This window comes from Xanthomonas sp. NCPPB 3174, from assembly GCF_056725205.1.
Genome location: NZ_CM161517.1, coordinates 4,383,067 through 4,395,759 on the forward strand (window position 1 = coordinate 4,383,067; position 12,693 = coordinate 4,395,759).

Genomic DNA, 12,693 nt, shown 5'->3' on the forward strand with positions numbered 1-12,693 from the left:
TCGGCATCGCGCCGGCGCCGTCAGCCATTGGCTTATGCGTCGAGATAGACGCGCGGCGCGCGCTTGAGGCCGCACAGCAAACGGTAGGCGCTGGAACTGCAGCGCCCGGCCAGCGCATCGATGCGTGGCTGCTCGCCCCACAGCCGCACCTCGCTGCCGAGGCCGGCCTGCGGGTGGTCGGTCAGGTCCACGGTCAGCATGTCCATCGACACGCGTCCGATCAGTGCGCCGGGCACGCCGTCGATCAGCACCGGCGTGCCGTTGGGCGCGAACTGCGGATAGCCGTCGGCATAGCCGATCGCCACCACCCCGACCCGGGTCGGCCGCGTCGCGACGAAGCGCGCGCCGTAGCCGACCGGCTCGCCCGGCGCGATGTCGCGCACCGAGATGATCCTGGACTGCAGGGTCATGACCGGGCGCAGTTCGCCGGGCAGCGTGGCCGCGGCGGCGAACGGGTCGGCGCCGTACAGCATCAGCCCCGGCCGTCCCCAGTCGTTGCGCAACTCCGGCCAGCCGAGCAGCGCCGGCGAGTTGCACAGGCTGGTCTCGCCGGCCAGGCCGGCGGTGGCCTGGCGGAACACCTCCGCCTGCTCGCGCGTGCGCGCGCTGTCCAGTTCGTCGGCACGGGCGAAGTGGCTCATCAGCACCAGCCGCTCGACCTGCGGCAGCGCGCTCAGCCGCGCATGCGCGGCACGGAATTCGTCCGGCGCCAGGCCCAGCCGGTGCATGCCGCTGTCCAGCTTCAGCCACAGGCACAGCGGCTGCGGCGCGGCGAAGGCGGCGATCGCCTCCACCTGCCAGGGCGAGGCCACCGCGCACCACAGCCGGTGTTCGGCGACCAGCGGCAGTTCATCGGCGTCGAAGATGCCTTCCAGCAACAGGATCGGCGCGGCGATGCCGGCCTGGCGCAGTTCCAGCGCCTCCTCGATGCAGGCCACCGCGAAGCCGTCGGCCTCGCCGTCCAGCGCGCGCGCGCAGGCCACCGCGCCGTGCCCATAGGCATCGGCCTTGACCACCGCCAGCGCCTTACCACCGCTCAGTTGGCGGGCCAGGCGGTAGTTGTGGCGCAGCGCGCCGAGATCGATCACTGCACGGGCTGGGCGCACGCGACGGCCTCGGCAACGGACGCGGCGGAACCGCGGGAATAACGGAAGATGTCCAGGCCCTCGCCGCTGATCTGCGGCTGCCGCGAGACCATCAGGTCGGCCAGGTAGCGACCGGAGCCGCAGGCCATGGTCCAGCCCAGCGTGCCGTGGCCGGTGTTGAGGAACAGGTTGCGGTAGCCGGTGGCGCCGACCACCGGCGTGCCATCCGGGGTGGCCGGGCGCAGCCCGGTCCAGAACTCGGCCGCGGCCAGGTCGCCGCCGCGCGGGTACAGGTCGTTGACCACCTTCTCCAGGGTGGCGCGGCGGCGCGCCGGCCGCGACAGGTCGAAGCCGGCCAGTTCGGCCATGCCGCCGACGCGGATGCGCTCGTCGAAGCGGGTGATCGCCACCTTGTAGCTCTCGTCGAGGATGGTGGAGGTGGGCGCCAGCGCGGCGTCGCGGATCGGCAGGGTCAGCGAATAACCCTTCAGCGGGTACACCGGCAGGCGGATGCCCAGCGGCGCCAGCAGGCCGGGCGAGTAGCTGCCCAGCGCGACCACGTAGCGGTCGGCGCGCTCGACCCGGCCGCCGATGCGCACGCCGTCGATGCGGTCGCCATCGGCCTGCAGCGCCTCGATGGTCTCGCCCTGGCGGAACTGCACGCCGGCCGCGGCGGCCATCGCCGCCAGGCGCTGGGTGAACAAGCGGCAGTCGCCGGTCTGGTCGTTGGGCAGGCGCAGCGCGCCCACCAGGCTGGCCGGCGCGCTGGCCAAGGCCGGCTCGACCCGGGCGATGCCGGCGCGGTCCAGCAGTTCATAGGGCACGCCGTACTCGCGCAGCACCTCGATGTCCTTGGCCGCGCCGTCCAGTTGCTGCTGGGTACGGAACAGCTGGGTGGTCCCGAGCTGGCGGCCTTCGTAGGCGATGCCGGTCTCGGCGCGCAACTGGTCCAGGCAGTCGCGGCTGTACTCGGACAGGCGCACCATGCGCGCCTTGTTGATCGCATAGCGCTCGGCGGTGCAGTTGCGCAGCATCTGCGCCAACCACAGGTACTGCTGCAGATCGGCGGTGGGCGTGATCGCCAGCGGCGCATGGCGCTGGAACAGCCACTTCAGCGCCTTCAGCGGCACCCCCGGCGCGGCCCATGGCGATGCATAGCCGGGCGAGACCTGCCCGGCATTGGCGTAGCTGGTCTCCAGCCCCGCTGCCGGCTGGCGGTCGACCACCGTCACCTCGCAGCCGCTGCGGGCCAGATACCACGCCGTGGTCGTGCCGATCACACCGCTGCCGAGAACCAGAACCCGCATGCGCCTACTCCGCTTGGATCAATTCCCTGGCTGGATGGCACCAGGGCAGAAGTTCGGTGCAGTATAGGCAGCGCAACCCAGGATTTTCCCCTGACTTCTGCCAGCTCGGCAGGCCAAACCCCTGAGACCCGCCCGCATGGCCGCACGCCCCCGCGAACTGGACAAGATCGACCGCAAGATCCTGCGCATCCTGCAGCAGGAAGGGCGCATTTCCTTCACCGAACTGGGCGAGCGGGTCGGCCTGTCGACCACGCCCTGCACCGAGCGGGTGCGCCGGCTGGAACGCGACGGCGCCATCACCGGCTACTACGCGCGGCTGGACCCGCACTACCTCAAGGCCAGCCTGCTGGTGTTCGTGGAGATCAGCCTGGCCTACAAGTCCGGCGACATCTTCGAGGAATTCCGCCGCGCCGCGCTGAAGCTGCCCAACGTGCTCGAGTGCCACCTGGTCTCGGGCGACTTCGACTACCTGCTCAAGGCCCGCATCAGCGAGATGGCGTCCTACCGCAAGCTGCTGGGCAGCACCTTGCTGACCCTGCCGCACGTGCGCGAGTCCAAGAGCTACATCGTGATGGAGGAAGTGAAGGAAACGCTCAGCCTGCCGATCGCCGACTGAGCGCTTCGCGCGGATGCATACGGATCAGGAGACCAGCAGCTTCTCCAGGTCGTCGCGCGAGGAATTGGCGTGGTTCTTGGCCAGCTCGGCCACCACCCGCTTCTGGACCTCCTTGTGCAGCAGCGGCCTCAACTGCCCCAGCGTGTGCGGGTCGGCGACCAGCATCAGGTGCTCGACCTGCCCGCGCAGCGCGTCCTGGTACAGCCGCTCGGCGATCTGACGCACGAACCCGGCCTCATCCATGATCATCGGCCGGTCGCCGTCCTCCACGCCCTCGATGGGCGTCGGGTTCAGCACTTCGGTCTGCTCCAGCAGCGCGGTCTCGCCGGCCAGGTTGACCCGGAACAGGCGCGCAGTGGTGCGGTCGGCGACGACGATCAGGGTGTTGTCGGGAAGCTTGCTCATCGGTTCTCCTGCGAAAACATGGCGCCGCGGCAGTCGCGGCCGGTTCGCCAGTCTAGGAACCGATTTGTGAGGATGGCGGCCACGCGGCGTTCGCCGCGCGTTCGCCGCCGGGGCGCAGGCGCTCAGTCCTGGATGCGGACCCCGTCGCCGCTGGGCACGGTGGTGTAGTAACGGCCGGTGCGGGTATCCAGCGCGCGATTGGGCCCGACCTGCATCGCGCCGGGGATCAACTGGCCGCGGCGGTCGTAGAGGCGCACCGGGCGGCGTGCGGACGGGTCGGCAACCACGTCCGCCGGCACCGCGTGGCTGGTCGGGCGCTTGCGCTTGGCCTGCCCCTGCGGCCGGTCGTCCAGGTTGGCCGGGACTGGCGTCGCCTTGGGAGCGGAGGCCGATGCCGGCGGACGCTCGTCGAGGCGGCTGGCCACCGAGGGCGCCGGCGCCGGTGCGGACCGCAAGGCGTTGGCGTCGCGATCGCTGGCCGGTGCGCCGGGGACTGGCTGAAGCTGCTGTGCGGCGGCAAGCGCCGGCACGAGCAGGGCGATGGCAACGCAGGGCAGCAAGCGGTTCACGGTGGCTCCATCGATGGGCCGGCAAGAGGATTCCACGCTAGCGCATCGATCCGGCCGCGTCGACGCCACGCGGTGCGCTTGATCCGCCCGGTACAGCCCTCATGTTGTTTTCCCCTCTTCCGCCACGGGCCACGCCATGAGCCGATTCGACCTCACGCCTCCCACCGCTGCCGAGCGCGAGCAGCTGATCGGCGGACTGAACGCGGAGGAACGCCGGGTGCTGCTGCAGCACGGCACTGAGGCGCCGTTCTGCGGCGTGTTCCTGGACAACAAGCTGGAGGGCGTCTACACCTGCCGGCTGTGCGGGCTGCCGCTGTTCCGCTCCAGCGCCAAGTTCGATTCCGGCACCGGCTGGCCGAGCTTCTTCGCGCCCTACCACCCCGACCACGTGCGCGAACTACGCGACACCAGCCACGGCATGATCCGCACCGAGATCGTCTGCGCCCGCTGCGACAGCCATCTCGGCCACGTGTTCCCGGACGGCCCGCCGCCGAGCGGCGAGCGCCACTGCCTGAATTCGGTCTCGCTGCAGTTCACCGAACAGGGCCAGGCGCTGCCCAACCCGCTGCACCGCGGCGGCGGCGAGACCGAACCGGCCTGATTCCCGGCGCAGCCGCGCCGCCACAGGGAGACCATCGGTATGCGTCGCTCGTTGCTTCCCCTCTTGCTGCTGCCGCTCACTCTGGGCGCCTGCCAGCGCAGCCCCACCCCGCCGCCGGCACAGGCCGCGCCCGTCGCCGCCGCGCCGTCGCCCGCCAGCGCCCCCGGCCTGCAGGCCGATGCCCTGCCCATGCAGTGGCGCTGCGGCGAGGAACTGGTGCAGGCCGCCGCCGATCCGGCGCGCGAGCGCCTGGCGCTGCAGGTGCGCGGCACCCGCCTGGACATGCAGCGCACCGATGCCGGTGCCGCCACCGGCGCGCGTTATACCGATGCGCTGGGCAATGTCTTTCTGCAGGCGCAGCCGGACCAGGCGACGCTGACCCTGGCAGGCCTGGGCGAGACGCTCAAATGCGTCCGGCATGACAGCGGCATGACCGGCTGAGCGGGCGGGCCGCCGCGGGGCCGCCAAAAACCCGGCACGGTTCACACCTTCAGAACGGCGGCGCCGGGCCGACATCTAGAGCGTCCCCGTTCCGGCCCGCAGGCTGCTCCGCCATGCTCATCATCGTTGGCTTCATCGTCGTCATCATCAGCGTGGTCGGCGGCTACGTGCTGTCGCACGGCAAACTTGGCGCACTGTGGCAGCCCTACGAGTTGATGATCATCGGTGGCGCGGCGCTGGGCGCGTTCCTGGTCAGCACCCCGGGCAAGATCGTCAAGGCCACCATCGGCGGCGTGCTGGGCGTGTTCAAGGGCCCGCAGTACAAGGCCGACGACTACCGCAGCACCCTGACCCTGATCTACGAACTGCTGAACAAGGCGCGCCGCGACGGCTTCATGGCCCTGGAAGACCATGTCGAGCGCCCCGCCGACAGCGCGATCTTCGGCAATTACCCGAAGGTGCTGGCCGACCACCACCTGCTCGACTTCATCACCGATTGCCTGCGCCTGATGATCGGCAGCAACATCGAACCGCACGAACTGGAACCGCTGCTGGAGCTGGAGCTGGAGAAGCACCACCACGAGGCGATGGCGCCGGCGCATGCGCTGAGCAAGGTGTCCGACGGCCTGCCCGGTTTCGGCATCGTCGCCGCGGTGCTGGGCATCGTCATCACCATGGGCTCGATCGGCGGCCCGATCGAGGAGATCGGCCACCACGTCGGCGCGGCGCTGGTCGGCACCTTCCTCGGCATCCTGCTGGCCTACGGCTTCGTCGCGCCATTGTCGGCGGCGATGGAAGCGCGCGCCGAGCAGGACAGCCGCATCTTCGAATCGGTGAAGACCGCGCTGCTGGCCTGCCTGCGCGGCTACAACCCGAAGATCGCCCTCGAATTCGCGCGCAAGACCCTGCCGACCGACGTGCGGCCGAGCTTCGCCGACTTCGAATCGCATCTGAAGACGATCAAGTAACGCGGTCATGGCCGAGACCAAATCCACCGTCGTCATCCGCCGGGTCAAGAAGGTCCAGGGCGGCGGCCACCACGGCGGCGCGTGGAAGGTGGCCTATGCCGACTTCGTGACCGCGATGATGGCGTTCTTCCTGGTGCTGTGGCTGGTGGCGGCCACCACCAAGGAACAGCGCGCGGCGATCGCCGAATACTTCCGCAATCCCAGTCCGCTGGCCGGCAAGAGCCCGGCGCCGAGTCCCGGCATGGCCGGTCCCGGCGGCGCCAGCACCTCGATGATCAAGCTCGGCGGCGCCGGCGAGATGCAGCGCGGCAACAACAAGGATCCGTTCGGCAGCAAGAGCCTGAAAGGCGACGACAGCAAAACCACGCAGCGCGAGAAGGAAAAGGAGCGCCTGGAAACGCTGATGCAGGAGCTGAAGGAAGCCATCGACAAGAGCCAGGCGCTGGAACCGTTCAAGGACCAGTTGCTGCTGGACCTGACCCCGGACGGCCTGCGCATCCAGATCGTGGACAAGGAGAACCGGCCGATGTTCGACCTCGGCAGCGCGGTGCTCAAGCCCTATACCCGCGGCATCCTCCACGAGCTGTCCGGCTTCATCAACCAGGTGCCCAACCACATCAGCATCACCGGCCACACCGACGTCACCCAGTACAGCAGCAAGAACGGCTACAGCAACTGGGAACTGAGCGCGGACCGCGCCAATGCCGCGCGCCGCGAGCTGGTCGCCGGCGGCATGGGCGAGGACAAGGTCTCGCGCGTGGTCGGGCTGTCCTCCTCGGTGCTGTTCGACAAGCAGGTGCCGAACAATCCGATCAACCGCCGCATCAGCATCGTGGTGATGACCAAGGATGCCGAGGACGCCGCCACCGCCGATGGCGACCACAGCGTCGCCCTGGGCACGGTGCAGCCCGACGCCGACACCAAGGTACCGGACCTGAGCGCGGCGGCGACCGAAGCGGCCGCAGCGCCGGCCGCCGGCAAGGGTGCGCCCGCGGCGACGCCTGCCGCCGCGAACGGCACTGCGCCGACGGCCCCGGCCGCCACCTCCGGCAAGGCCTCGGTACAGATCGTCGAACCGCGCACCACTTCGCCGGAGGCGGCCGCCGCCGCTGCGCGCGATGCCTTGCGCAGCATCAACGGCGGGGCACCGGTGACGGCTGCCGCCAGCGCAGGCGCAGGCGGAACCGAGGCGACCAGCGCACGCTGATCGCGGCAATGCTCGCTGTGCCGCCGGCGGCCAGGCAGACAGGCACCGGCGGGACCGCACACGGCGCGGCGCTTACAATGGCCGCCACTTCGCCAACGAGACCGCCGTGTCCAAGCAATCCAAAGCCAAGCGCGACAAGCGCAAGAAGCAGCAGTCGCCGCGCCCCTTCGCCCGCCTGGGCCGCGAGCAGCCCATCGCCAACCACGCCGTGCTGCAGAACGAGAGCGGCCGCGTGCTGGCCGCGATCGGCCTGCAGGGTCGTCAGTGGTTGCTGTCGGTCGGCGGCCAGACCATGGGCAATGCCGACAATCCGGTGCCGATGCTGGCGATGCTCAAGCACCTGGCCAACCTGCAGGAGCAGGAAGGCAACACCATCACCCTGGACTACTCGGTGCAGTTGCAGCAGATGATCGACGCACTGGCGGCCGAAGCCGGCCAGACCCCGACCGAGTACCTGGACGCGCTGGTCGCCGAGTTCGCTGCGGGCGATGACGCGGCAGAAGGTGCGGACGAGGACGGGGCCGACGCGGACGCCGCGGCGCAGACGGACGATGCCGCTCCGGCCGATGCCGACGGCAGCGCCACCGCGGAACCCGCGGCCGACGCCGACGGCACGCACAAGCCGGCCTGACCTGGCGCGTGGCGGTCTACATCGACGATGCGGTGCATCCCTGGCGCGGCCAGCGCTGGGGCCACCTGCTCGCCGACACGCTGGACGAACTGCACGCCATGGCGGCGCGGCTGGGCATCCCCCGCCGCGCCTTCCAGAACAAGCTCAGCGGCGCGCACTACGACGTGCCCGCCGCCCTGCGCGACGAAGCGATCCGCCTGGGTGCGGTGCCGGTCTCGCGGCACAGCGATCGCGAACTGCTGAAAGCATTGATCCGCAATGCGCGTGCGCAGGCGCGGGGCGAGGCGCAGTGACCGGTGGCGGCACCTTCGCCGCCACGCGTTTCGTAGGAGCGGCTTCAGCCGCGACAGGCGTTCCCGGGAACGCCTGTCGCGGCTGAAGCCGCTCCTACGGCACACCCGCAGTGCCGGCTGACGTCTGCCTAGAACGGATCGCTGCCCGGGCGCAGGTCGATGCCCAGGATCGCGGCCAGGCGCTGCATGTCCTGGTCGTCGCGGCTGAGCGCCATCCAGCCGGCGCGGATCTCGCTGCCGGCGTCCCAGCACCAGATGCTGTAGCCGTGCTCGCGCAGGCGGTCGTAGGCCACCGCCAGCAGCGAGGCGCTGTCGTGGCCCTCGAGGAAATCGGCATCGTCGATGTCCCCACCCCAGTCGATGCGCAGGTTCCAGCGCGCGGCCAGTTCGTCGATCGCACCGATCAGCGCCTCGCGGTCGTGGCCGTCGACGTAGAAGCCCGCCCGCCAGTCGATCGCGTCCTTCAGCGTCCACAGCCAGTCCGCGTCCTCGCGCTCGGCCTCACCGGCGGCCTCGCGGTAGGCGTCGAACTGGCGCAGCGCGCTTTCCTCGTCGCCGGGATTGATCAGCAGCAGCAGGTTCCAGATCAGGCCCTGCTGGGTGTCCGGATCGTCGTCGTCGTCGAACAGGTCGTCGGGATCGTCGTAGTCGGCGCTGTTGTCGGGCATGGCGGCGCATCGGGCAGCACGGGGGAGCGCCAGTGTGCCGCGCCCGGCGCGGCGACGGAAGCGCGGAACTCGGCAACGGCGCCGCGGGCGTTTATCCTTCGCAGCCCGGAAGACGGCGCTGTCCGCCGTCACGCGAAGCCACCACGATGTCCGACACGCCCCCCGACCGCCTGGCGGTCAGCCCGCAGAGCCCGTTCCACGATGCCGAGACGCTGTCGCGCGGCGTCGGCATCCGTTTCAACGGCGTGGAGCGCGACAACGTCGAGGAGTACTCGATCAGCGAAGGCTGGATCCGCGTGCAGGTCGGCAAGGCGCGCGACCGCCGCGGCAACCCGATGACCATGAAGGTCAAGGGCACCGTCGAGGCGTTCTGGCTCGACGCCAAGTAAACGCGGTAAACGCGAGCGCCGGCAGGCACAGCGCCCGCCGGCGCGTTGGGACGCGCGGCCGCGCGCTGCGCGCCCCTCGGGCAGCGCTCAGGGCTTGAGCCGGTAGCCGCTGCGGAAGATCGCCCAGACCACGCCCAGGCACAGCGCCAGGAACGCCAGGGTCATGCCCAGGCTGGTCGCGATGTGCACGTCGGCCTTGCCGTAGAACGCCCAGCGGAAGCCGCTGATCAGGTACACCACCGGGTTGAACAGGCTGATCTTCTGCCACAGCGGCGGCAGCATGTTGATCGAGTAGAAACTGCCGCCGAGGAAGGTCAGCGGCGTGATCACCATCAGCGGAATCACCTGCAGCTTCTCGAAGCCGTCGGCCCACACGCCGATGATGAAGCCGAACAGGCTGAAGGTCAGCGCGGTCAGCACCAGGAAACCGAACATCCACAGCGGATGCGCGATCTCGTACGGCACGAAGGCGCGCGCGGTGAGCAGGATCAGCAGGCCCAGCAGCACCGACTTGCTCGCCGCCGCGCCGACGTAGCCGATCACCACCTCCCACCACGCCACCGGTGCCGACAGCACCTCGTAGATGGTGCCGGCCCAGCGCGGCATGTAGATGCCGAAGGAGGCGTTGGAGATGCTTTCGCTGAGCAGCGACAGCATCACCAGCCCGGGGATGATGTAGGCGCCGTAGCGGATGCCGTCGATGTCGCCCATGCGCGAGCCGATCGCCGCGCCGAACACCACGAAGTACAGCGAGGTCGACAGCACCGGCGAGGCGATGGACTGGGTCAGCGTGCGGAAGGTGCGCGCCATCTCGAAGCGGTAGATCGCGGCGATCGCGTGCAGGTTCATGCGCGCACCTCCACCGCGGCCGACGCCGGCCGCACCAGGTTGACGAAGATCTCCTCCAGCGAACTCTCGCTGGACTGCAGGTCCTTGATCTCCACACCTTGCGCCTCCAGTTGCCGCAGCAGCGCGCCGATGCCGGTCTGCTCGGCCTGCGCGTCGTAGGTGTAGGTCAGCGTCGCGCCGTCGGCGGACAGCTCCAGCGGCTGCGTCGCCAGCGCCGCCGGCACCCTCGTCAACGGCGCCTGCAGGGTCAGCGCCAGCTGCTTCTTGCCGAGCTTGCGCATCAGCGTGCGCTTGTCCTCCACCAACACCAGTTCGCCGCGATTGACCACGCCGACGCGGTCGGCCATGTCCTCGGCCTCTTCGATGTAGTGCGTGGTCAGGATGATGGTGGTGCCCTGCTCGCGCAGGCGCCGCACCATCTGCCACATGTCGTGGCGCAGCTCCACGTCGACGCCGGCGGTGGGTTCGTCCAGGAACAGGATGGACGGCTCGTGGGCCAGCGCCTTGGCGATCAGCACGCGCCGCTTCATGCCGCCGGACAGGGTGGAGATGCGGCTGTCGCGCTTGTCCCACAGCGACAGTTCGCGCAGCACCCGCTCCAGGTGGGCGTCGTCGCGCGGCTTGCCGAACAGGCCGCGACTGAAGCGCACCGTCGCCCACACCGTCTCGAACGCATCGGTGGCCAGTTCCTGCGGCACCAGGCCGATCTTGCTGCGCGCGGCACGGTAGTCGCGCACGATGTCGTGGCCATCGGCCAGCACCCGGCCGCTGCTGGGGGTGACCAGTCCACAGATGATGCTGATCAGCGTGGTCTTGCCGGCGCCGTTGGGGCCGAGCAGGGCGAAGATCTCGCCGCGGCGGATCTCCAGGTCGATGCCCTTGAGCGCCTGGAAGCCCCCGGCGTAGGTCTTGGTGAGCTGTTGCACGGAAATGATCGGCGACACGGGAACTCCCTGGGCGCGCGGTGGCGGCGGAAACGGCCTCCAGGGTAGAAGCCCGATCGTGATGGATAAATCCCGATCCGGCGGAAGCACTCTCCCGGATGCGGGACAGTGCGCCAGCCAGGGGCCCGCAACCGCCGGGCGACGCCGTCGTCGCGCCGTGGACTAGCGCTCGCCGGTCTTGAGCCCGCCGGCGGCCTCTCGCGCCGCGCGCGGCCAAGGCCACACACGCCAGCCGAAATTGACCCCGGCCGCCGCCAGCAGGATCAGCAACGCCCCCAGCACCTGCGTCCATGCCAGCGATTGCCCGAAGGCGATGCGATCGACCGCGATCGCCACCACCGGGTAGATGAACGACAGCGCGCCGATCATCGCGGTGGGCAGCTTCTGGATGGCGCCGTACAGCAGCACGTACATCACACCGGTGTTGACCACGCCGAGCACGACCAGATCCAGCCATTGGCCGGGACGGCTGGGCAAGGCATCGAAGTGCACGAACGGCGCCAGCAACACGATGCCGATGCCCAGTTGCAGCAGCGCGAGCAGGTGCGGCGGCGTGCCTTTCAGGTGCTTGGTGACGATCGACGACACCGCGTACAGAAACGCCGCGCCCAGCGCCAGCGCGACGCCCTGCAGGTACTCGCCCGGCACTGCGAGCACCGCCGGCGCGATGCGCACCACGCCCACCAGCCCGACGAAGGCCACCGCCAGCCACGCCATGGTCGAGGCGCTGATGCGCTCGCGGAACACGAGCGCGCCCAGCCCGACCAGCATGAACGGCTGCGTGTTGTAGACCGCAGTGGCCATCGAGATCGAGGCGCGACCATAGGCGGCGAACAACAGCAGCCAGTTCGCCACGATCGCCACCCCGCCGAGCAGCATCAGCGCCAGCATCCGCGGCGAAAACGCCTTGCGCCGCAACAGGCCCAGTGCCGCGCAGACGATGAGCAACGTGGCGGCGCCGAACAGGCAGCGGAAGAACACCACGTTGAACGGCAACTGCCCCGACGACACCACCAGCCAACCGATCGTGCCGGACATGAGCATGGCCACGACCATCTCGGCCGCACCACGGCGAATTTCGTTGGAAGCCATTCCGATTCCTTGCAATGCTGCGAACGGCAGTCATTGTAGAAATCGGGACTCCGCGAAGACATGCTTAAACTTAGGCTTGCTCCGGAATTTGCCTGCGAAATGAAGGCCACTATGCAAAACCGCCTTTCCCCGTCCGCCGTTGCCCCGCTCGACCCAATCGACCGCGCCATCCTGGCCGCCCTGGCGCAGGACGCGCGCATGGCCACCAGCGAACTGGCCCGGCAGATCGGCCTGTCGGCGCCTGCCACCGCCGACCGCGTGCGCCGGCTGCAGCAGCAGGGCGTGATCGCCGGGTTCACGGTCGAACTCGACCCACGCGCGCTTGGCTACACCTTGCAGGCGATCGTGCGGGTCAAACCGCTGCCGGGGCAGTTGCACCTGGTGGAGGAACTGCTGCAGCGCATCCCGGAGTTCGTCGAATGCGACAAGGTGACCGGCGAAGACTGCTTCATCTGCCGGCTGTACCTGCGCACCATCGCGCACCTGGACAGCATCCTGGCGAAAGTCACCGATCGCGCCGAAACCAACACCGCGATCGTGAAGTCGACCCCGGTGCCGCGACGGCTGCCGCCGCTGGCCGAAGACACCTAGCCCGGCGCGCTAGCCGGGCGCGAGCAACGACACCGCG

At 69.6% G+C, this 12,693-nt stretch carries 17 protein-coding genes; 9 read left to right on the forward strand and 8 right to left on the reverse strand.

From position 1 onward, the window contains the following. Window positions 1-32 precede the first annotated feature (32 nt). Both alr and AC1PK7_RS18865 read right to left on the reverse strand, forming a co-directional pair. Entirely contained in the window at window positions 33-1,106 is a 1,074-nt protein-coding gene (gene alr, locus AC1PK7_RS18860; RefSeq protein ID WP_481099120.1) for an alanine racemase, read from the reverse strand. After that, complete coding sequence (locus AC1PK7_RS18865) at window positions 1,085-2,392, reverse strand: D-amino acid dehydrogenase (protein WP_481099121.1); 1,308 nt, start codon at window positions 2,390-2,392, stop codon at window positions 1,085-1,087. The genes alr and AC1PK7_RS18865 overlap by 22 nt, the downstream gene beginning before the upstream one ends. Window positions 2,393-2,528: 136 nt before the next feature. Here AC1PK7_RS18865 and AC1PK7_RS18870 point away from each other — a divergent pair, with 136 nt between their 5' ends. Next, a complete protein-coding gene (locus tag AC1PK7_RS18870) occupies window positions 2,529-3,008 on the forward strand; it encodes a winged helix-turn-helix transcriptional regulator (protein WP_010343257.1) in 480 nt (159 codons plus the stop codon). 24 nt (window positions 3,009-3,032) lie between these two features. On the opposite strand, the gene AC1PK7_RS18875 is transcribed toward AC1PK7_RS18870, so the two are convergent. Together AC1PK7_RS18875 and AC1PK7_RS18880 are read right to left on the reverse strand one after the other, a co-directional pair. Then, on the reverse strand, window positions 3,033-3,413 hold the full coding sequence (locus AC1PK7_RS18875; protein ID WP_481099122.1) for a baeRF12 domain-containing protein: 381 nt from the start codon (window positions 3,411-3,413) through the stop codon (window positions 3,033-3,035). A 122-nt stretch (window positions 3,414-3,535) separates the two neighbouring features. Further along, window positions 3,536-3,982: a hypothetical protein gene (locus AC1PK7_RS18880; RefSeq protein ID WP_481099123.1), complete on the reverse strand. Its 447-nt coding sequence runs from the start codon at window positions 3,980-3,982 to the stop codon at window positions 3,536-3,538. A gap of 136 nt (window positions 3,983-4,118) precedes the next feature. Between AC1PK7_RS18880 and msrB the strand changes: the two genes are divergently transcribed. The 6 genes from msrB (at window position 4,119) to AC1PK7_RS18910 (ending at window position 8,123) form a co-directional block, all read left to right on the forward strand. Then, on the forward strand, window positions 4,119-4,583 hold the full coding sequence (gene msrB, locus AC1PK7_RS18885; protein ID WP_420008051.1) for a peptide-methionine (R)-S-oxide reductase MsrB: 465 nt from the start codon (window positions 4,119-4,121) through the stop codon (window positions 4,581-4,583). Between the two features lie 39 nt (window positions 4,584-4,622). Continuing rightward, window positions 4,623-5,024, forward strand: coding sequence for a hypothetical protein (locus AC1PK7_RS18890; RefSeq protein ID WP_209247738.1), 402 nt, complete (start codon window positions 4,623-4,625; stop codon window positions 5,022-5,024). Between the two features lie 113 nt (window positions 5,025-5,137). Then, entirely contained in the window at window positions 5,138-5,992 is an 855-nt protein-coding gene (gene motA / locus AC1PK7_RS18895; RefSeq protein WP_010340275.1) for a flagellar motor stator protein MotA, read from the forward strand. A 7-nt stretch (window positions 5,993-5,999) separates the two neighbouring features. Continuing rightward, window positions 6,000-7,199 carry a flagellar motor protein MotB gene (gene motB, locus AC1PK7_RS18900; protein WP_481099124.1) on the forward strand — a complete coding sequence of 400 codons (1,200 nt, stop codon included), beginning with the start codon at window positions 6,000-6,002 and terminating at the stop codon, window positions 7,197-7,199. 106 nt (window positions 7,200-7,305) lie between these two features. After that, the gene (locus tag AC1PK7_RS18905; RefSeq protein WP_481099125.1) at window positions 7,306-7,830 is read left to right on the forward strand and encodes a hypothetical protein; all 525 of its coding nucleotides are present in this window, start codon (window positions 7,306-7,308) and stop codon (window positions 7,828-7,830) included. Between the two features lie 8 nt (window positions 7,831-7,838). Then, a complete protein-coding gene (locus tag AC1PK7_RS18910) occupies window positions 7,839-8,123 on the forward strand; it encodes a DUF4031 domain-containing protein (RefSeq protein WP_010340278.1) in 285 nt (94 codons plus the stop codon). Between the two features lie 128 nt (window positions 8,124-8,251). Here AC1PK7_RS18910 and AC1PK7_RS18915 read toward each other — a convergent pair whose 3' ends face one another. Next, on the reverse strand, window positions 8,252-8,791 hold the full coding sequence (locus tag AC1PK7_RS18915; protein ID WP_481099126.1) for a DUF6630 family protein: 540 nt from the start codon (window positions 8,789-8,791) through the stop codon (window positions 8,252-8,254). 146 nt (window positions 8,792-8,937) lie between these two features. On the opposite strand from AC1PK7_RS18915, the gene AC1PK7_RS18920 reads away from it, so the two are divergent. Beyond that, window positions 8,938-9,180 (forward strand): DUF3297 family protein, encoded by a 243-nt coding sequence (locus AC1PK7_RS18920; protein WP_010343635.1) that lies wholly within the window; start codon window positions 8,938-8,940, stop codon window positions 9,178-9,180. A gap of 87 nt (window positions 9,181-9,267) precedes the next feature. Here the strand turns inward: AC1PK7_RS18920 and AC1PK7_RS18925 are convergent, their stop codons facing one another. From AC1PK7_RS18925 to AC1PK7_RS18935, 3 genes are all read right to left on the reverse strand, one after another. Beyond that, window positions 9,268-10,029, reverse strand: a complete 762-nt coding sequence (locus tag AC1PK7_RS18925; RefSeq protein ID WP_010343636.1) for an ABC transporter permease — start codon at window positions 10,027-10,029, stop codon at window positions 9,268-9,270. Continuing rightward, on the reverse strand, window positions 10,026-10,973 hold the full coding sequence (locus tag AC1PK7_RS18930; RefSeq protein WP_481099127.1) for an ABC transporter ATP-binding protein: 948 nt from the start codon (window positions 10,971-10,973) through the stop codon (window positions 10,026-10,028). The genes AC1PK7_RS18925 and AC1PK7_RS18930 overlap by 4 nt, the downstream gene beginning before the upstream one ends. A gap of 162 nt (window positions 10,974-11,135) precedes the next feature. Next, window positions 11,136-12,065, reverse strand: a complete 930-nt coding sequence (locus AC1PK7_RS18935; protein ID WP_481099128.1) for a DMT family transporter — start codon at window positions 12,063-12,065, stop codon at window positions 11,136-11,138. Between the two features lie 111 nt (window positions 12,066-12,176). Here AC1PK7_RS18935 and AC1PK7_RS18940 point away from each other — a divergent pair, with 111 nt between their 5' ends. Beyond that, window positions 12,177-12,656: an Lrp/AsnC family transcriptional regulator gene (locus AC1PK7_RS18940; RefSeq protein WP_481099129.1), complete on the forward strand. Its 480-nt coding sequence runs from the start codon at window positions 12,177-12,179 to the stop codon at window positions 12,654-12,656. The last annotated feature ends 37 nt before the right edge of the window (window positions 12,657-12,693 follow it).